15 protein-coding genes and 1 riboswitch are annotated in these 18,798 nt (G+C 73.1%); of the genes, 10 read left to right on the top strand and 5 right to left on the bottom strand.

The features are described from left to right. Positions 1 to 275 precede the first annotated feature (275 nt). The 3 genes from ACL02T_RS33630 to ACL02T_RS33620 are packed head-to-tail and all read left to right on the top strand — an operon-like array spanning position 276 to position 4,797. On the top strand, positions 276 to 2,060 hold the full coding sequence (locus tag ACL02T_RS33630) for a glycosyltransferase family 2 protein (RefSeq protein WP_412834868.1): 1,785 nt from the start codon (positions 276 to 278) through the stop codon (positions 2,058 to 2,060). Next, positions 2,057 to 2,827 carry a hypothetical protein gene (locus ACL02T_RS33625; RefSeq protein WP_412834867.1) on the top strand — a complete coding sequence of 257 codons (771 nt, stop codon included), beginning with the start codon at positions 2,057 to 2,059 and terminating at the stop codon, positions 2,825 to 2,827. Before ACL02T_RS33630 ends, ACL02T_RS33625 begins: the two co-directional genes overlap by 4 nt. Continuing rightward, complete coding sequence (locus ACL02T_RS33620) at positions 2,824 to 4,797, top strand: glycosyl hydrolase (protein ID WP_412834866.1); 1,974 nt, start codon at positions 2,824 to 2,826, stop codon at positions 4,795 to 4,797. Before ACL02T_RS33625 ends, ACL02T_RS33620 begins: the two co-directional genes overlap by 4 nt. Positions 4,798 to 4,801: 4 nt before the next feature. Here ACL02T_RS33620 and ACL02T_RS33615 read toward each other — a convergent pair whose 3' ends face one another. After that, complete coding sequence (locus ACL02T_RS33615) at positions 4,802 to 6,673, bottom strand: ABC transporter ATP-binding protein (protein WP_412834865.1); 1,872 nt, start codon at positions 6,671 to 6,673, stop codon at positions 4,802 to 4,804. A gap of 98 nt (positions 6,674 to 6,771) precedes the next feature. Here ACL02T_RS33615 and ACL02T_RS33610 point away from each other — a divergent pair, with 98 nt between their 5' ends. Next, positions 6,772 to 7,668, top strand: coding sequence for an alpha/beta hydrolase (locus tag ACL02T_RS33610; protein WP_412834864.1), 897 nt, complete (start codon positions 6,772 to 6,774; stop codon positions 7,666 to 7,668). Positions 7,669 to 7,752: 84 nt separating this feature from the next. Here the strand turns inward: ACL02T_RS33610 and ACL02T_RS33605 are convergent, their stop codons facing one another. Continuing rightward, complete coding sequence (locus ACL02T_RS33605; protein WP_412834863.1) at positions 7,753 to 8,616, bottom strand: bifunctional 5,10-methylenetetrahydrofolate dehydrogenase/5,10-methenyltetrahydrofolate cyclohydrolase; 864 nt, start codon at positions 8,614 to 8,616, stop codon at positions 7,753 to 7,755. Positions 8,617 to 8,630: 14 nt separating this feature from the next. Next, a riboswitch (ZMP/ZTP riboswitch) is annotated at positions 8,631 to 8,719 on the bottom strand. Between the two features lie 96 nt (positions 8,720 to 8,815). Between ACL02T_RS33605 and yczE the strand changes: the two genes are divergently transcribed. Continuing rightward, positions 8,816 to 9,478: a membrane protein YczE gene (gene yczE, locus ACL02T_RS33600; RefSeq protein ID WP_412834862.1), complete on the top strand. Its 663-nt coding sequence runs from the start codon at positions 8,816 to 8,818 to the stop codon at positions 9,476 to 9,478. On the opposite strand, the gene ACL02T_RS33595 is transcribed toward yczE, so the two are convergent. Next, positions 9,361 to 9,747 carry a DUF3159 domain-containing protein gene (locus tag ACL02T_RS33595; protein WP_412834861.1) on the bottom strand — a complete coding sequence of 129 codons (387 nt, stop codon included), beginning with the start codon at positions 9,745 to 9,747 and terminating at the stop codon, positions 9,361 to 9,363. The genes yczE and ACL02T_RS33595 overlap by 118 nt on opposite strands. Further along, on the bottom strand, positions 9,744 to 11,090 hold the full coding sequence (locus ACL02T_RS33590) for a carotenoid oxygenase family protein (RefSeq protein ID WP_412834860.1): 1,347 nt from the start codon (positions 11,088 to 11,090) through the stop codon (positions 9,744 to 9,746). The genes ACL02T_RS33595 and ACL02T_RS33590 overlap by 4 nt, the downstream gene beginning before the upstream one ends. A gap of 72 nt (positions 11,091 to 11,162) precedes the next feature. Between ACL02T_RS33590 and ACL02T_RS33585 the strand changes: the two genes are divergently transcribed. Beyond that, a complete protein-coding gene (locus ACL02T_RS33585; RefSeq protein WP_412834859.1) occupies positions 11,163 to 11,717 on the top strand; it encodes a PadR family transcriptional regulator in 555 nt (184 codons plus the stop codon). A gap of 65 nt (positions 11,718 to 11,782) precedes the next feature. Here the strand turns inward: ACL02T_RS33585 and ACL02T_RS33580 are convergent, their stop codons facing one another. Continuing rightward, positions 11,783 to 13,057 carry a multidrug effflux MFS transporter gene (locus ACL02T_RS33580; protein ID WP_412834858.1) on the bottom strand — a complete coding sequence of 425 codons (1,275 nt, stop codon included), beginning with the start codon at positions 13,055 to 13,057 and terminating at the stop codon, positions 11,783 to 11,785. A gap of 197 nt (positions 13,058 to 13,254) precedes the next feature. Here ACL02T_RS33580 and ACL02T_RS33575 point away from each other — a divergent pair, with 197 nt between their 5' ends. From ACL02T_RS33575 to ACL02T_RS33560, 4 genes are all read left to right on the top strand, one after another. Further along, the gene (locus ACL02T_RS33575; RefSeq protein ID WP_412834857.1) at positions 13,255 to 15,039 is read left to right on the top strand and encodes an SDR family oxidoreductase; all 1,785 of its coding nucleotides are present in this window, start codon (positions 13,255 to 13,257) and stop codon (positions 15,037 to 15,039) included. Between the two features lie 160 nt (positions 15,040 to 15,199). Beyond that, positions 15,200 to 16,195, top strand: coding sequence for an alanine racemase (locus ACL02T_RS33570; RefSeq protein ID WP_412834856.1), 996 nt, complete (start codon positions 15,200 to 15,202; stop codon positions 16,193 to 16,195). A 2-nt stretch (positions 16,196 to 16,197) separates the two neighbouring features. After that, on the top strand, positions 16,198 to 17,355 hold the full coding sequence (locus ACL02T_RS33565; protein ID WP_412834855.1) for a pyridoxal phosphate-dependent aminotransferase: 1,158 nt from the start codon (positions 16,198 to 16,200) through the stop codon (positions 17,353 to 17,355). Positions 17,356 to 17,515: 160 nt separating this feature from the next. Beyond that, positions 17,516 to 18,798 (top strand): IS701 family transposase (locus ACL02T_RS33560; RefSeq protein ID WP_503129110.1); only part of this gene is annotated, 1,283 nt, incomplete at its 3' end.

Genomic DNA, 18,798 nt, shown 5'->3' with positions numbered 1-18,798 from the left:
AACCAGCGGCCGGATAGCACGACCGTCTGGTCAGCGGAATAGGCCGTCGGAACCATTCGGCATCCGCGATCCGGCGCTTGTGCGCGGGTCCCGAGTCCTCTCCGGGCGGAGGTCGCCACTCGTGCGGTCACCTGTGTGGAAAGTCGTCGAAATCGGGGTTTGACAGGGCCCTGAGTCGTCACGATCATACTCCTCGTTCACCTCTTCCGCCTTGCGCTCATTTTCCCTCGCCCATCTCGCGATCGTCGCCATGAACCTGTCCGGGAGACCGCACTGTGTCGAACGATCCCTCGTCGAACGGCGGCACCGAGACGGGAACGGTCGAAACCGGGACGAGTGGCCCCCCGCCCCCGCGCTCGCGCAGGCAGGAGGTCGCCGACTCGCCGTCGCTCATGGCGATCGTGTTCGCCGCGACGATCGGCGTCGTGCTCTACGCGGTTTTCCTCTTCGATTTCTCCCATCACGGCAATTGGATTCCCTACGCGATGGTGCTGGTCGCCGAGTCCTTCATCGTGTTCCAGGCGACACTGGCCCTGTGGACGATCCTGTCCTGCGGGCACGACCCGCGCGACTACCGCTTCTACGAGGCACGGCGCCGGCTGTACGGCCCGGGCCGCGAGGCCGCTGACGGTGTCGCGCCCCGGCACCGGCCGATGTTCCTGGGCGGTGCGGAGGCGACCGTGGACGTCTTCATCACCACCTACGGCGAATCCCTCGACGACATCCGGCGCACCGTGGTCGCCGCCCTTGCCATGGAGGGCCGCCACACGACCTACGTGCTGGACGACGGCAGGACGGCCGGGGTGCTCGCCCTCGCCAGGGAACTCGGGGCGATCTACGTCACCCGCGCCGGCAACGACTACGCCAAGGCGGGCAACGTCAATCATGCATTGGGCCTGACGACCGGCGAGTTCTTCGTGATCCTGGACGCCGATTTCGTCGTGCAGCCCGACTTCCTGCGTGAGACCCTGCCCTTCTTCGCGGACCCCACGGTCGCCTTCGTCCAGACACCACAGGTGTACGGCAACCTGAACAATCTGCTCTCCCGCGGGGCGGGCTACATGCAGACCGTGTTCTACCGCTTCATGCTGCCCGGGAAGAACCGGTTCAACGCGGCCTTCTGCGTGGGCACCAACGTGGTGTTCCGCCGCTCGGCGGTCATGGAGATCGGCGGCATCTACCAGGAGTCCAAGTCCGAGGACGTGTGGACGTCGCTCAAGCTCCACGAGCGAGGCTGGCGGTCGGTGTACATCGCCACCGAACTCGCGATCGGCCGGACCCCGGAGACCATCGAGGCGTACTCGACACAGCAGCTGCGGTGGGCCACGGGCGGATTCGAGATCCTGCTGCGCAGCAACCCGATGGGGCGCCGCCGCACCCTGACGCTCGACCAGCGCCTGCAGTACTTCGGCACGGCCACCTTCTACCTGGTCGGCGTGGCCCCGCTGCTGCTGATCCTGGTGCCGCCGCTGCAGATCTACTTCGGGATCGGGCCCATCGACGCCGAGGTCTCCGGCGCGACCTGGTTCTTCCACTACGCCGGTTTCTACGTCATGCAGATCGTGGTCGCGCTGTACACCATCGGGTCGTTCCGGTGGGAGACGTTGATGCTGGCCACGGCGTCCTTCCCGATCTACACCCGGGCGTTCCTGAACGCCCTGCTGCGCCGGGGGCAGTCGTGGAGCGTGACCCATCGCTCCGGCGTCCGGAACTCGCCGTTCGACTTCATCGTCCCGCAGGTGCTGACCTTCCTCTTCCTGCTGCTCACCTCGGTGGTGGGGATCTGGCAGGCGTACGCGGACCGGACCGTCGCCCTCGCCCTGGTCTGGAACGTCACCAACACCGTCGTGCTGGGCGCGTTCGTGGTCACGGCGATGCGCGAGGCTCGCGAGACCCGGGCCCTGAACCGCGCCGCACGCCGCCGGCTCGGCGACCGCGACCGCGGCCGTGGGTGGCCGTCGGAGGAACCGGTGCCGGTGCCCCGGCAGCGTGAGGCGGAGGCCCCGCGCGCGACCGTCCACTCGTCGGCGGCGCTCGCTCCGGCGGAGGACGCCGGATGACCTGGCGCGGCCGGATCCGGCTCGGGCTCGGGATCCTCGGTGTCCTCGCACTGACCGCGGTGCTGACCATGGTGCTGAACGCCCGCAACGGTGTCGTCGAGAGCCGCTCGGCCGAGCTGGCCGCCGAGACCTACCCGGTCGGCACCGACTACGGCGGCACGCTCGTGGCACAGCTCGTGCGGATCGGCGACCAGGTCGCAGTCGGTCAGCCGATGTTCGAGCTGCGCAGCAGTGCTGTGCAGCGTGACCTCGCCCAGAGTCTCGTCGACACCAGCGCCCTGCCCTACGAGATGCGCCCCGACGGCACGCTCGTCCTCACCGCGAGCGACGACGGTCGCGTGGCGTCCCTCGACTACCCGCTCGGCTCCTTCGTACCGGCGAACAGCACGATCGCGACGGTGCAGCGGGCGGGCTCGCTGTACGTCGAGGGCGAGTTCGTGCTCACGGCGCAGGACTACGCGCGGTTGCCCCCCGACGCGATGCTCGAGGTGCTCCTGCCGTCGAACCGGTCCGTCGACGCGCAGGTACGGCGCATCCAGGTGCGGACCGAGGACGGGCAGGCGCGGACGGAGGTGGAGGCGTACAGCGACCAGCTCGGCGACGTCACCGCGGACGGGCTGTTCGCCGTCGGCACCCCCGTCACGGCGACCCTGCACCTGCGCAACGACGGCGTCGTCACGGACGCCACGACCTGGGTGCTGCGCAAGGTCGGCGTCGTCACCGACGCCGCGACCTCGGTGCTCCGCCGGGCGGGCCTCGGCACGTGAGGCACCGGTCCGCGCTCCCCGTGCTGGTGATCCTCCTCGTCCTCGCCGGCTGCACGGGCGGCGCGCCGGCCCCCGAGGAGCAGTCGGACCGCAGCGACCCCGCACTCGCCGCGGCCGTGGCCTCGTTGCCGCAGCGCAGCATCGGGAGCGCGCCCGCGATGCGACTGGCCCCGGGACTGGTGCCGCCGACGAACCGGTGGTTCTCCGGGCTGGTGTTCCCCGCCGCCCCGCAACCGGTCTTCCCGCTGCCGCTCTCCGTCGGCGTCCGCGACGACGGGTTCGCGATCGCGCTCCCGGAGGTCGACCCGACCACGACGACGATCTTCGGCAGCCACCGCCCCGGGCTCGACCTGGGCCTCGGCACCGCGCGCATGCTGGTCGTGCGCTACGACGACCTGACCGTGACCGTCGCGTTCCTCGACGGGAGCGGTGCCGAGCGCGGCCGCGTGCTGCTGGCGCGCGGTTCCCCGTACGTGCGCTACACGGCCACGACCGAGCAGCGGATCACCCTCGATCCGGCGATGGCGGCCGGGGGGACCGTCGAGGTCCTCGGGCAGCGGTACGGGCTCGTGGCCGGTGGCGGCGCCGAGGTCGCGGGCGCCGGCGGGCGGCTGCCGGCCGGGTCGTGGGTCACCCTGTTCGCCGTCCCGCCCGGCGGGGACGGTGCCCTGCTCGCCGAGCACGCCGCCGTCGCGGTGCTCGGCGGCGAGGTCGCGCACCGGATCGTGGGCGACCGAGTCGTCACCACGCTCGACTACCGCACGGACGGCGGCGACACCCTCGTCGGCGCGATGCCCCACCAGGACGCCGGGCCCGGCTGCACGTCCGGCACCTACCCGACGATCTACGGGCCGCTGGTGCTGTGCGCCGGCACCTCGCTCACGGTCTCGGACCCGCGGGTCGAGCCGTCGGACACGCTCGACCTCTCCGGGATGTCCGACACCGAGCGGACCGCCGTCGCCGAGGCCGTGCGCGAGGCGGCGGCATCCCCGATGTTCACGGCCTCGGACACCTACGCGGCCGGCAAGCAGCTCGCGCGGGCCGCGAACCTGCTGCGGCTGGCCGGACAGCTCGGCCTGGCCGGGCCCGCCGGCCGGCTGCGCTCCGCGCTGGCCGCCGAGCTGCGCCGCTGGACGCAGCCGGACGGGTGCGCGTCCCGGGACACGCACTGCTTCGTCTACGACCCGGTGCTGCGCGGGGTCGTCGGTCTGGGTGTCGCGTTCGGTTCCGAGCAGTTCAACGACCACCAGTTCCACTACGGATACTTCCTCTACGCCGCGGCGGTCGCGGCCCGTGACGACCCGGGTCTGGCTGCCGCCGTCGCGCCGGTGACGGACCTGCTCGCCGCCGACATCGGGGCCGGCGCGAGGACCGCCGAGTTCCCGCGGGCGCGGGCCTTCGACGAGTACGCCGGGCATTCCTGGGCGTCGGGCTTCAGCCCGTTCGCCGACGGCAACAACCAGGAGTCGAGCTCGGAGGCCGTAGCGGCCTACAACGGCCTCGCCCTGTGGGCGCAGGTCCGCGGCGACCCGGGGGAGCGGGAACGCGCCGTGGTGCTGCTGAGCCGCGAGGCGGCCGCGGCCGTGCGGTACTACGTCGCACCCCCGCTGCAGTCCGCCGAGTTCGCCGGGTTCGGCCACCGCGTCGTGGCGATCAACTGGGGCGGCAAGCGCGACTACGCGACCTGGTTCAGCCCGGCACCCGCCGCGGTGCTCGGCATCCAGCTGATCCCCATGGCCCCCGTCGCCGGTTACCTCGCCGGCGACGCCGACCGCATCCGTGCCGACGTGGTCGAGGCGGCGGCGTCGGGCTTCGACGTCCCGTTCGGCGACTACCTGGTGATGTACCTGGCCCTGGCCGATCCGGCCGCGGCCCGCGCGGCGGCGGCCGAGCTGCCGGACTCGGCGATCGACGGCGGCAACTCCCGCGCCTACCTGCTGGCCTGGATCTTCTCGCGCCGGCTCCCGTGAGGCCCTACGCGGCGGCGGGCTCGGGCTCGTCGAACTGGGTGCGGTAGAGCTCGGCGTAGCGGCCGTCCCGGGCGAGCAGCATCTCGTGCGTGCCGCGCTCGACGATCCGCCCCTGTTCCAGGACGAGGATCTGGTCGGCGTCGCGCACCGTGGACAACCGGTGCGCGATCACCAGGGCGGTGCGCCCGTCCAGTGCCTCCGCCAGCGCGGCCTGCACCGCCGCCTCGGAGGTGGAGTCGAGGCTGGCCGTGGCCTCGTCGAGCACCACGATCCGGGGCTTCGCGAGCAGCAGCCGCGCGATCGTCAGCCGCTGCCGCTCCCCGCCGGAGAGCCGGTAGCCCCGCTCGCCGACGACGGTGTCCAGCCCGTCGGGCACGGTCGCGACCAGTGTGCCCAGCCTGGCCCGGTGCAGCGCGGCCCACAGCTCGTCGTCGCCCGCGCCCGGCGCCGCGAGCAGCAGGTTCGCGCGGATCGTGTCGTGGAAGAGGTGGCCGTCCTGCGTCAGGAGGCCGACGTCGCCGTGCAGGTCCGCCGCCCGCAGGTCCCGGACGTCGACGCCGCCGACCGACACCGCGCCGCCGTCGACGTCGTAGAGCCGGGCGAGCAGTTGCGCGATCGTCGACTTGCCGGCCCCGGAGCTGCCCACCAGCGCGGTGAGCGAACCCGCCGGCACCGTGAACGAGACGTCGTGCAGCACCGGGTCGCCGCCCCGGGCGTCGAGCGTCGCGACCTCCTCGAGCGAGGCCAGCGACACCCGCGCCGCGGCCGGGTAGGCGAAGTCGACGTGGGCGAACCGCACCTCCAGCGCCCCCGCCGGTAGCGCCCGCGGCTCCGCCGGGTCCTGGATCCCGGGCTGCAGGTCGAGCACCTCGAAGACCCGCTCGAAGCTGACGACCGCGCCCATCGCCTCCACCCGTGCCCCGGCCAGGGCGGTGAGCGGCGCGTAGAGCCTCGTGAGCAGCAGCGCGAGGGACACGACGGCACCCGGGGCCAGCGCCCCGCCGAGGGCCAGCGCGCCACCCACGCCGTAGACCAGGGCGAGCGCCAGGGCCGAGACCAGCGTCAACGCCGTCACGAACACCCACTGCACCATCGCCGACCGCACGCCGATGTCGCGCACCCGGCCGGCCCGCGACCCGAACTCCGCCGACTCGTCCGCCGGCCGTCCGAACAGCCTGACGAGCGTGGCGCCCGGTGCGGAGAACCGCTCGGTCATCTGCGTGCTCATCGCGGCGTTGTGGTCGGCGGCCTCGCGCTGCAGCCGGGCCAGCCGCGAGCCCATCCGCCGGGCCGGGACCACGAACACCGGCAGCAGGAGCAGCGCGAGCACCGTGACCTGCCAGGAGATGCTCAGCATCACGGCGAGCGTCAGCAGGAGCGTCACGACGTTGCCGACGACCCCGGACAGGGTGTCGCTGAAGGCCCGCTGCGCGCCCAGCACGTCGTTGTTGAGGCGGCTGACCAGCGCGCCGGTGCGGGTCCGGGTGAAGAACGCGACCGGCATGCGCTGCACGTGGTCGAACACCGCGGTCCGCAGCTGCAGGATCAGCCCCTCGCCGATGGTCGCGGAGAACCAGCGGGTGAGCAGCCCCAGCCCGGCCTCGGCCACCGCGACGACGGCGATCAGCCCGGCCAGCCCGGCGAGGACGCGCAGCCCCTCCCGGGTGTCGATCGCGTCGACCACCCGGCCGGCCAGCAGCGGCGTGGCGACGGTCAGCACCGCCCCGACCACGCTGAGCAGCACGAAGACGATGATCCGCCGCTCGTGCGGCCGGGCGAACCCCGCGATCCGCCGCAGGGTGACGGGCACCGGCGCCCGCGTCTGCTCCTGCTCCCGGGAGGCGGTGCGCAGGGCGCTCCAGGTGGTGACGTCCATGGTCGGGACGCTAGGACCTGAAGTGAAGTGCAGGTCAAGCTGGACGGTGCGGCCGGGTGCGGCGAGACTGGGGAGCCCCGATTCTCCAGGAGGTCGCAATGACGCGACGGGACGTCGAGTTCGACGCCGAGGGCACCACCCTGCGCGGCTGGTTCTACAGCGGGGAGGGCGCGACCGGCCGCGCCCCGACGATCGTGATGGCCCACGGCTTCTCGGCCGTGAAGGAGATGTACCTGGACCGGTTCGCCGAGCTGTTCGCGGCGGCGGGGCTGAACGCCCTGGTCTTCGACAACCGCAACTTCGGCGCCAGCGACGGTGAGCCGCGGCAGGAGATCGACCCGGTCGCGCAGGTCCGCGACTACCGGCACGCGATCACCTACGCGAGCACGCTCGACGAGGTCGACGCGACCCGCATCGGCATCTGGGGCTCGAGCTACTCCGGCGGGCACGTGCTGGTGGTGGGCGCGATCGACCGCCGGGTCAAGGCCGTGGTCGCGCAGGTCCCGCTGGTCAGCGGCTCGAAGAACATCGGCGAGCTGGTGCGGGCGGACTTCCGGGCCGGGTTCCGGGAGATGTTCGACGCCGACCGCGCGGCCCGGTACGCCGGCGACCCGCCGGCCATGGTGCCCGTGGTGGCGGAGGACCCGCTGGCGCCCTCGGCACTCCCGACGCCGGACTCGTGGACCTGGTTCACCGAGACCGGCAAGCTGCGCGCCCCGGCCTGGCGCAACGAGGTCACCCTGCGGACCGTCGAGATGCTCGGCGAGTACGAGCCCGAGGCCTACATCGCGCGGATCAGCCCGACGCCGCTGCTCATGGTCGTCGCGCGGGAGGACCACCTCACACCCGCCCACCTCGCGATCGACGCCTACGAGCGGGCGCGCGAACCGAAGGCGCTCGAGCTCCTCCCGGGCGGCCACTTCGACGCGTACGTCGACGACTTCGACCGCGCCGGCGCCCCGGCCCGGGACTGGTTCGTCCGCCACCTGATCTGACCCGCCGGACATCGGGTGAGCGAACGGCGCTCTCGCTCGTTCCTGGTGAGCGAGAGCGCCGTTCGTGGATCGGGCCCCGGGCGCTCAGCCCTTCCCGACCGCCTTCTCGGCGGCGGCGATGACATTGCGGAAGAGCATGGCGACCGTCGTGGGGCCCACCCCGCCGACCCGTGGGGTGATCGCGCCCGCGACCTCGGCGCAGGACTCGTCGACGTCCGGGAGCAGTTTCCTGCCGGAGTACCGCACCCCGCCGCCGACGACCGTCGCGCCGGGCCTGACGTGCTCGGGCCGGATGATCCCCGGCACGCCCGCGGCGGCGATGAGGACCTCGGCGCGCTTCGTGTACCGCTCCCAGTCCGGCACGCCGGTGTGCACCACGGTGACGGCCGCGTTGGCGGTGGGCCGCTTCTGGGCCAGCAGCATGGCCAGCGGGCGGCCGAGGGTGGCCCCACGGCCGAGGATCACGACCTCGCGGCCGGAGACCGGGACCTCGTGGAAGGCCAGCAGCTCCTCGATGCCCGCGGGGGTGCAGGGCAGGGGCGCGGGCAGCCCGACGGCGAGGCGGCCCATGTTCATCGGGTGCATGCCGTCGACGTCCTTGTCCGGGTCCATCTCGGCCAGCGCGGCGTCGTAGTCGAGGTGGCCGGGCACCGGGTACTGGATCAGCAGACCGTGCACCGCGGGGTCGTCGTTGTAGGCCCGGATCGTCGCGACCAGCTGCTCCTGGGTCGCGTCCTGCGGCAGGTGGGTGTGCGGCGAGTCGATGCCGAGCTCGGCGGCCTGCTTCTGCTTGATCCGGATGTAGCCGGCGGAGGCGTCGTCGTCGCCGACCAGGATCGTGGCCAGGCTGGGGGTGACGCCGCGGGCGCGCAGTGCGTCGGCCCGGGCGGTGACGTCGGCCAGGACCCGCTCGGCGACGGGCTTGCCGGGCAGCAGTCGTGCGGTCATGGGTTCCCTCGTGACGCGGAGGCCCAGGCGGTCGACCCCCGCGGACGTCAGCTCCCCGATGGTCGATGCCATCCTCGGTATGCCGCCAGTCGCGCGTTCGCCGTGATTGTTCCACGCGAGCACCGGTCGCCGTCCACTCGTGGCCACTAGCCGCGGATTGGCCCTTCCTGAACAGGCCACCCTGGCGGACCCTGGGAGCGTGGATCTCCGCCTGCTGCCCGTCACGCACGCCCCGCTCCGCCGGCTCCCGCAGCTGCTCGCGGGTCTCGCGCTCTACGGCACGTCGATGGCGATGCAGATCCGGGGCGCGCTCGGGCTCAACCCGTGGGACGTCCTGCACCAGGGCCTCGAGAGCCGGCTGCCGCTGAGCTTCGGGGTGATCACCGCGATCACCGGAGCCGTGGTGCTGCTGCTGTGGATCCCGCTGCGGCAGCGGCCCGGTGTCGGGACCGTCGCCAACGTCGTGGTGATCGCCCTGTCCGTCGACGCGGCCCTCGCCCTGATCCCCGGAGTGCACTCGTGGCCCGCCCGGATCGGCCTGATGGCCGGCGGGATCGTGCTCAACGGCGTGGCGTCGGCCTCCTACGTCGGCGCGCGGCTCGGGCCGGGACCGCGCGACGGCCTGATGACCGGCCTCGCCGCCCGCACCGGACGATCGATCCGGCTGGTGCGGACGGCGATCGAGGTCGTGGTGCTCGCGACCGGCTGGGTGCTCGGCGGCACGGTGGGGATCGGGACCGTGCTCTACGCCCTGGCGATCGGCCCGCTCACGCAGGCGTTCCTGCCGCTGTTCCGGGTGCCGGACGCCCGGCGGTCCGCCGCTTCTGCGCCCGACGCACGTACCAGCCGTTCCACACCATGAGGCCGGCGAAGGTCACGATCCCCCAGCGCCTCCGTGGCGCCCACCGAGACGTCGACGGGCAGCAGGTAGACCACCGGGATCCGGACGAGTGCCTCGACGATCAGGCCGATGCCCCAGACGGTGGAGGAGAGCCGGTGCCCCCGGATCGCCGTCACCAGGAAGACGACGCCGACCGACGCGGTGATCAGCGAGTTCCGCAGCAGCAGGGTGCGCGGGTCCCCGGTGGCCAGGGCCAGCACGAAGCCGATGCCGTAGACCAGCAGCATCACCCCAGGTCGGCGTCGGGGATCCAGGATCCGTGGAAGCCCGCGGGCACCCCGCGCGGCAGGGTCACCCGCGCGACGGGCGCGCCGGCGACGTCCGTCGCGTCGAGCACGAGCAGCTCGGACGCCGTGCCGTTCCGGGTGGTGGTGATGGAGAGCAGCCAGCCGTCCGCCTCACCCCGGTCGGGTGTCGCGGACGGGACGAACACCGCCTCCCCGGCGACGACGTCCGGCCCGAGGCCGTGCGCGGCGACCGTCCCGCGTTCGGCGTCGTGCTGCAGGATCCCCTCGGTGTCGGACACGGCGTAGAGGTACCGGTTCGGCCGGCCGACCCGCGCGTCGTCGACGGTCGGGAACTCCAGGCCCTCCGCCGAGAGCTGCGCCTGGGTGACCGTCCCGGCGGCCGGGTCGATCGTCCAGCGGTGCAGGGTGGCGACGCCGGCGGCCGCGGCGGCCGAGGCGTGCCCGGACGGGCTCGGGCCGATGGCCTCCCAGGCGGCCGTGATCGCGTCCCGGGTGTAGCGGGCGGCGTCGAGCACGATCCGTCCCGCGGCGTCCTCGTGGGCGTTGCCGACGTGGAAGACGTAGCAGGGGTCGATCTCGAACCAGCGCACCTCGCCGGGCCGGTCCAGCGGCATCACGCCGAGCCGGGCGCCGTAGTCGTCGTCCCAGCCGTAGGGCATGCCCCGCTGCAGCCGGAAGGTCATCGGCAGGTCGAGGAACACCGCGTGCCGGTCGGTGATCGCGAAGTCGTGCATCATCGTCGGCCCCGCGACCGGGACCTCCGCGCTCTCCACGAGGTCGCCGGTCGCGGAGAGCCGGTGGTAGGTGAGGAACGGCGGCAGCGCGCCGTAGCCGAAGAAGTGCAGGTCACCGGTGACCGGGTCGGTCTTCGGGTGCGCGGTCATCGCCGTGGTGAGCCGGCCGCCGAAGTCGTCCGGACCGACCGTGTCCAGCTCCGGCGTCACGACGTACGGGAAGCCGTTCTCCACCAGCGCGAGGATCCGCCCGCCGTGCTCGACCACGTGCGTGTTGGCGACGACCGCGGTGCGGTCGAAGGTGCCGTCCGGGCGCAGGAAGGGGTGGCCCTCCATCGTCCCGGTGCGCACCCAGCGGTTGCGGTACCACTCGGCGCGCCCCTCGCGGAGCCGGACGCCGTGCAGCATGCCCTGGCCGGTGAACCAGTGCCCGGGGTCCTGACCCGGCAGCGGGTTCGGCCCGTTCCGGAGGTACCGCCCGGTGAGCTCCGGTGGGAGCGTACCCGTGACGGGCAGGTCGACGGCCTCGATCTCGTCCGGCACCGGGGCGAGGTGGCCCTGCAGGTAGAGCGGCGTCTCCGTCGTCGTCATGGGGAGAACGGTGCCCCTCACGCCACAACCTGTCAAGGGTGACATGTCGGGAATGACAGGTAGGCTGGGCGCATGTCGTTGCCGCACGCGTTGCTCGGTCTGCTCGCCGTCCGCCCCCGGAGCGGCTACGAGCTGACCAAGGCGTTCGAGCGGGACCTGGGCCGCTACGCCTGGCAGGCGGGCCACACGAGCATCTATCCGGAGCTGAACCGGCTGGCCGGGGCGGGCCTGGCCGAGGTCACGCACGAGGGCCCCCGCGGTGCGCGGACCTACGCGGTCACCCCCGCCGGCCGTGCGGAGCTGCGCACGTGGCTGCTCACCCCGCCCAAGCAGGCCAAGGTCCGCAACGAACAGGTGCTGCGCATGTTCCTGCTGTCCGCACTCGACCCGGCGGACGCGCTCGTCGTGCTCCGCAGGATCGCCGAGAGCACCGACCAGGGCGTCACCGAGCTGCGGAAGATCCGGGAGGAGCACGCCGCCGCGCCGGTGACCGGCGCGGAGGGGTTCGGTCAGCTCGCGGCGGAGTACGGGTTGCGCCAGTACGAGGCGGTCCGGGGCTGGGCGCACTGGGCGATCGAGCGCCTGGAGCGCGAGCAGGGAGCCGACGGAGCCGCCGAGAACCCCTGACCGGTCCGCCGAACCCGAGAACGCCGACGGCCCCGGCGCGGGCCGGGGCCGTCGGCGTGCGCGGATCAGGCGACGGCGGGACGCTCGTCCACGAGCTCGGGCTCGGCGGCGGGCGCCGGCACCTCGTCGACGTCCCCCAGCGACCACGGCCGGACCACGGCCAGGAGCAGGCCGAGCGCGAGCGCCTGGGAGCCGGCGATGGTCAGTCCCATGGCCAGCGCGTCGTTGCCCAGCAGGCCGACGACGGGCGAGGTCAGTGCGCCGACGCCGAACTGGACCGCGCCGAGCAGCGCCGCGGCGGTGCCGGCCCGCTCGCCGTGCCGGGAGAGGGCGAGCGCCGGGGCGTTGGGCAGCGCCAGGCCGACCGAGGCCAGCACCGCCCACAATGGCACGAGCACGCCGACGAGCCCGCCGGTCCCGGTGCCGGCGAGCACGGCCAGCACGGTCGCCGCGACGGTCCCGGACACGCTCGCGGCCAGCAGCAGCTGCCGAGGCTCGAAGCGGCGCAGCAGGGCGGCGTTCGCCTGCGTCGCGGCGATCAGGAAGACCGCGCCGGCGCCGAACAGCAGCCCGAACTCCTGGGCGTCGAGGCCGAACTGCTGCTGGAACACGAAGCTGGAGCCGGAGATGTAGCCGAACATGCCGGCCATCATGAATCCGGCGACCAGGATCAGCCCCACGTAGGCGCGGTCGCGGAACAGCGTTCCGTAGGCCTTCAGCGTGGGGCCGAGGGCGGCGCTGCGGCGGCGCTCCGGCGGCAGCGTCTCGCCGAGGGCGAAGAACAGCACGACCAGGATGAGCAGGCCGTAGGCGGCCAGCGCGACGAACACGCCCCGCCAGTCCGCCACCCGCAGCAGTTCGCCGCCGAGCGTCGGCGCCAGCACCGGGGCCGCGCCCATGACGAGCATCAGCCGGGAGAGCAGGGTGGCCGCGGCGCGGCCGGTGTACAGGTCGCGGACCACGGCCATGGCCACGACCGCGCCGGCGGCGGAGCCGACGCCCTGCAGCACCCGCAGCACGCCGAGCACCTCGATGGTCGGCGCGACGACGATCAGCAGCGAGGACACGACGTGCAGCGCCGTGCCGGCGAGGAGCGGCCTGCGGCGGCCGACGGCGTCGGCGAGCGGGCCGATGAACAGCTGGCCGAGCGCGAGGCCGAGCAGCGTGCCGGTGAGGGTGAGCTGGATGGCCGACGAGGACGTCTCCAGATCGTCCGCGATGCCCGGTAGCGCGGGCAGGTACATGTCGATCGTGAGCGGGCCGAGCGCGATGAGCGCGCCGAGCAGCAGGGCGAGGCGCGCGCGGCCTGGAGTGCTGGGCCGGGTCGGTGATGCGGGCAACGGCGGGGCCTTCCTCGTACACACGGGGTCCGGATCGCCCGGCGACGTCGCTCGTCGCGGTTCCTCCCCGCCGGTGATGGTCCGGTGGGTTCAAGGTCGGATGCCGGCGTGGTGTTCCGGTTCCCCGACCGGGCGTGACCCGGGTCACCTACCTACGAGTAGCCGAGAGGCCCCCGGCGGTCTCCTAGGCTCGGCCCATGCGCACCGAGGCACGCACCGTCCGCACGCCGGACGGCCTGGACCTGGCCGTTCACGTCACCGGCCCGGAGGGCGCACCGGTCGTCGTGGCGGTGCACGGCTACCCGGACGACCACACGGTCTGGGACGGCGTCGTCCCGCTGCTGGCGGACTCCTTCCGCGTGGTGACCTACGACGTCCGCGGCGCAGGTGCGTCGCAGGCCCCGGTGGACGGCGAGGGGTACCGGGTCGAGCGGCTGGCCGCGGACCTCGTGGCGGTGCTCGACGCCGTGGCGGCCGACCGGCCGGTGCACCTGCTCGCGCACGACTGGGGCTCGATCCAGGCCTGGCAGGCCGTCACCGATCCGGCCCTGCGCGCGCGGTTCGCCTCCTTCACCTCGATCTCCGGTCCGTGCCTCGCGCACATCGGGGCCTTCGTGCACAGCGCGCGACTGCGGGACCGCCTCCGCCAGCTGCGCCGCTCCTGGTACGTCGGGTTCTTCCGGCTGCCGGTGCTGCCCGAGCTGCTGTGGCGCTCGGGACTGGGCGGCGGGCTCGTCGCCCGCCGGGAGGGGGTCCCGCGGCCCGCCGTGCGTGACGCCGTGCGCGGGCTCGCGCTCTACCGCGCCAACCTGGGTCGGAGCGGCGGGGAGCGCCGCACGGAGGTCCCGGTGCAGGTCCTCGCCCCGAGCCGGGACCGGTACGTCACGCAGGCGCTGCAGGCGAGCGCCGAGCGGTTCACCGCGGACTTCCGGTTCCGTCCGGTGGCGGGCGGGCACTGGCTGCCCCGCAGCCGCCCGGACGTCGTCGCGCGCTGCGTGCGCGAGCTGGTCGCCGCCGTGGCCCCCGATGCGACCCACGCGGCCGAGACGGTGCCCGGTGTGACTCGTGCCGCCGCGACTGTGCCCGCCGCGACTCATGGTGCCGCGACGACGCCCGGTGCGACTCAGGCCGCCGCGATGCTGCCCGGTGCGGTCCCGCGCCGCACGGTCCCGACCCCGGGCCGGTGGACCGACCGCCTCGTCCTGGTCACCGGGGCCGGCAGCGGGATCGGCCGGGCGGTGGCGCGCGGCTTCGCGCGGCGCGGTGCGGTGGTCGTCGCCGTCGACAAGGAGCTCTCCACGGCGCGCCGGACCGCCTTCGAGACCGGCGGGCACGCCTACCAGGTCGACGTCGCCGACCCCGACGCGATGGCCACGCTCGCCGACCGGGTGTGCACCGAGATCGGCGTGCCGGACGTCGTGGTCAACAACGCCGGCATCGCGGTCTCCGGCCCCTTCCTCGCGCACGAGCCCGCGGACTGGCGCGCGATCGTCGACGTCAACCTGATGGGCGTGGTGCACGGGTGCCGCCTCTTCGCGGCCCGCATGCGCGAGCGCGGGGAGGGCGGGCACCTGGTCAACGTGGCGTCCGCGGCCGCCTTCACCCCGACGACCTTCCTGCCCGCCTACTGCGCCACGAAGTCCGCGGTGCTGATGCTGTCGGAGTGCCTGCGCGCGGAGCTCGCCGCGGACGACATCGGCGTCACGGCCCTGTGCCCCGGCTTCCTGCCCACCGACATCGGCGGGTCGGCCCGGTTCGTCGGGGTCGACGCGGCCACGGCGGCCGAGCGCCGGCGCTCCACCGACCGGATGCTCAAGCGCCGGCCGTACGCGCTGGACAAGGTCGCCGACGCGGTCGTCGGTGCCGTGGAGGCGAACCGACCGATCCAGCTGCTGACGGTGGAGAGCCGCATCGCCTACGTACTGTCCAAGGTGGCTCCCGGCGCGCTCCGCCGGATCGCTCGCCTGCCCGTCCCGAGCTGATCCGGCGCACTGTGGTTCCACAACGCGCGGGTTCCACGACGCGCGGGTTCCACGACGCGCGGACATCGGCTCCGGATTCGCAGTACGGTTCCCTGACGCGAGAAGTGGCTGCCGTCAATCACATGATGGTTCCATAATGCGCGCCGGGTAGGTTCTGCTCGTGCGTGTCGACGACCTCACCACCCCCGCGCTGCTCGTCGAGCGGGGAGCCCTGCGCCGCAACCTCGACACGATGAGCGCCGCGCTCCCCGGCGCCCGGCTGCGCCCGCACGTCAAGGCACACAAGTGCACGTCGCTCGCGCGCTGGCAACGCGACAACGGCCACCCCGGCTTCACGTGCGCGACGGTCCGGGAGTGCGAGGTCATGGCCGAGCACGGGCTCGGCGGGGATCTGCTGCTGGCCAACGAGGTGGTCGACGCGTCCCGGCTCGGGAAGCTGGTCCGCGACGGCGCCCGGGTCACCCTCGCCGTCGATTCCCGGGAGACCGTCGCGGCGGCGTTGCGCGGCAACGTCCTCGAGGTCGTGATCGACGTGAACGTCGGCCTCCCGCGCTGCGGCTGCCCGCCCGAGAAGGCCGGGGAGCTGGCCGATCTCGCCCGGCGCAACGGGCTCGAGGTGCGTGGCGTGATGGGCTACGAGGGCCACCTGATGATGGTCCAGCCCGCGCAGGAGCGGCGCCGGCTCGTCCGCGAGGCGATGGAGAAGCTCGCGGTCGCGGCCCGGGCGGTCGGCGGCGAGCTCGTGAGCGCCGGCGGAACCGGCACCTACGACGTCAACGAGTGGGCGACCGAGATCCAGGCCGGCTCGTACGCGCTGATGGACAGCGCCTACACCCAGCTCGGCCACCCGTTCGAGCAGGCGGTGTTCGTGCTGGGCACGGTGATCTCGGTGGCCGCCGAGTGGGCGGTCGTCGACGTCGGGCTCAAGGCGCTGGGCATGGACCACGGCAACCCGACGATCCCCGGCGCCCAGGTGTGGTTCTGCTCCGACGAGCACACCACGTTCGCGCCCGGTGACCTGCGGCTGCGGGTGGGCGACCGGGTCCGGGTGGTACCGGCGCACGTCGACCCGACGGTCGCGCTGCACGACGCGATGTGGCTGGTCGACGGCGAGCAGGTGGCGGAGCGCTGGGCCGTGGACATGCGAGGGTGGTGACCATGGGCCGACGGGAGTTCCTGACCGAGCGGCTGCGCCCCTTCACCTCCACGATCTTCGCGGAGATCACCCAGCTCGCCGTCCGCACCGGCGCGATCAACCTCGGCCAGGGCTTCCCCGATACGGACGGTCCGGCCTCCCTGCTGGCCGACGCCGCCGCGGCGATCACCGAGGGCGGGGTCAACCAGTACCCGCCGGCGCCGGGGCTGCCGGCGTTGCGCGAGGCGGTGGCGGCGCACCAGGAGCGCTTCCACTCGCTGTCCGTCGATCCCGACCAGGTGCTCGTCACCACGGGCGCCACCGAGGCCATCGCGTCGGCGGTGATCGCCCTCTGCGAGCCGGGCGACGAGGTCGTGATCTTCGAGCCCTACTACGACTCCTACCCGGCCGTGATCGCGATGGCCGGGGCCACGCGCCGGACCGTCCCGCTGCGCGCTCCCGACTTCCAACCCGATCCGGTCGAGCTGCGCGCGGCGTTCGGGCCCCGTACCCGGGCGGTGCTGGTCAACACCCCGCACAACCCGACCGGCACGGTGTTCGGCCGGGACACGCTGCGGGCGATCGGGGACCTCGCCCTCGAGCACGACGCCGTCGTCGTCACGGACGAGGTCTACGAGCACATGACCTTCGGGGCCGAGCACGTCCCGATGGCGGCGCTGCCCGGCATGGCGGAGCGCACGCTCACCGTCTCCGGCGCCGGCAAGACGTTCTCCGTGACGGGCTGGAAGATCGGCTGGGTGCACGGGCCGGCCGAGCTCGTCGCGGCGGTGCGGACGGTGAAGCAGTTCCTGACGTTCGCCGGCGGCGCCCCCTTCCAGCCGGCCGTTGCGAACGCGCTCGCCCTGCCCGACGACGTGTTCGCCGCGATCTCCGGCGACCTGCGGCCGAAGCGGGACCTGCTGGTCGACGGCCTGCGCGAGGCCGGGACGCGGGTGTTCGAGCCGAGCGGCACGTACTTCGTCGTCGCCGACCTCGCCCCGCTCGGCGTGACCGACGCCGCCGCCTTCGCCCGCGACATGCCCGGGCGGCTCGGCGTCGCCGCGGTCCCGGTGAGCGTGTTCTGTGACGACCCGCACCTCGCCCCGACCCTGCTCCGCTTCGCCTTCTGCAAGCGCGACGACGTCCTCGATGAAGCGGTGCAGCGGCTGCGCCGTCTGTGAGTGGCGATAGCATAATGTTATCGTCGCAGGTAGAAGTCAGTTCTTTAGCGTTAAATGTGTAAAACACTGATGCGAGTGAGAGTCTTGACGTTTAGTACTGCAACGGCAGTTGCGGTGTGTCGTGAGAGGCTGAGTCCGGTTCGGCGGTGGTGATCACCGCGTGGTTGATGTTGCCGGGTGGGTGGCCTCGTTGGACGCGGTGGTGGAGCTGATCGTGGGTCGTTTCCGCAGGGCGGAGCCGCGTCGCCGGGTCGGGACGTACCTGCGGGGGCTGCTGGCCGGGCTGGAGCGGCAAAACGGGTGGACGCTGGCCGAGCATGCGGGGGCGGTGTCTCCGGACGGGATGCAGCGGCTGCTGCGCACCGCGGACTGGGATATCGACGGTGTCCGCGATGACCTGCGCGGTTATGTCCTCGACGAGCTCGGTGACCCTGCTTCCGGGGTGTTCATCGTCGACGAGACCGGGTTCGTGAAGAAGGGTGTGCGTTCGGCGGGGGTGCAGCGTCAGTACACCGGGACCACCGGGAAGATCGATAATTGTCAGCTCGGGGTGTTTTTGGCCTACGCCTCGACGAAGGGGCGGGCGTTGCTCGACCGGGAGCTCTCCCTGCCGACCTCGTGGACCGAGGACCGCGACCGCTGCACGCGGGCCGGCGTCCCCGACGACGTCGGGTTCTCCACGAAACCCCAGCTCGGGACGGCGATGCTGGCCCGCGCCCGCGAGGCCGGGGCGCTCACCTCGGCGTCGTGGGTGACCGCGGACGAGGCCTACGGGCAGAACCCGACCTTCCGCACCTGGCTGGCCGACCGCGAGATCCCCTTCGTGCTCGCCACCCGCAACGACGATGTGCTGACCAGTCCGGATGGGCACCGCCGCCAGGCCAAGGTCCTCGCGACGATCGCCGGGGCTCGTGACCCCGACACCGACCGGACCGGGTGGGAGCGGCGGGCGATCGGGCCGGGCGCGCACGGGGAGCGGGTCTATGACTGGACCGCGGTCGCCCTCGACGCCACCGGGCTGCCGCCCGGTTGGGGGCACTGGCTACTGGTCCGTCGCCAGGCCGAGGCTCCCGAGGGCAAGACGGTGCGTGAGCTGGCGTTCTACCGCTGCGCCGCCCCCGCAGCCACCCCGCTGCGCGAGCTGGTTCGGGTCGCAGGGGCCCGCTGGGCGATCGAGGAGTGCTTCCAGACCGCGAAGAACGAGGCCGGGCTCGACCACTACCAGGTCCGCTCCTACCGGGCCTGGTACGCGCATGTCACCCTCGCGATGCGGCCAAAGAGATCCGCCGCCTGCTCGCCACCCTCGCCCTCGCCCCGCTCACCGGCATCGACCAGGCCATGCACTGGTCGACATGGCGCCGCGAACGCCAACAACAGGCCCGCGAGTGCCACTACCGACGCCGCGGCCAGCGACCACCGGACTGATCAACTGCCGTTGCAGTA

The sequence above is a fragment of the Pseudonocardia oceanicola genome (assembly GCF_047200735.1).
In the GTDB taxonomy this organism is placed as follows: Bacteria; Actinomycetota; Actinomycetes; order Mycobacteriales; family Pseudonocardiaceae; genus Pseudonocardia.
The sequence above is the reverse complement of the archived record's forward strand: the minus strand, read 5'-3'. Positions and strand labels throughout refer to the sequence as shown.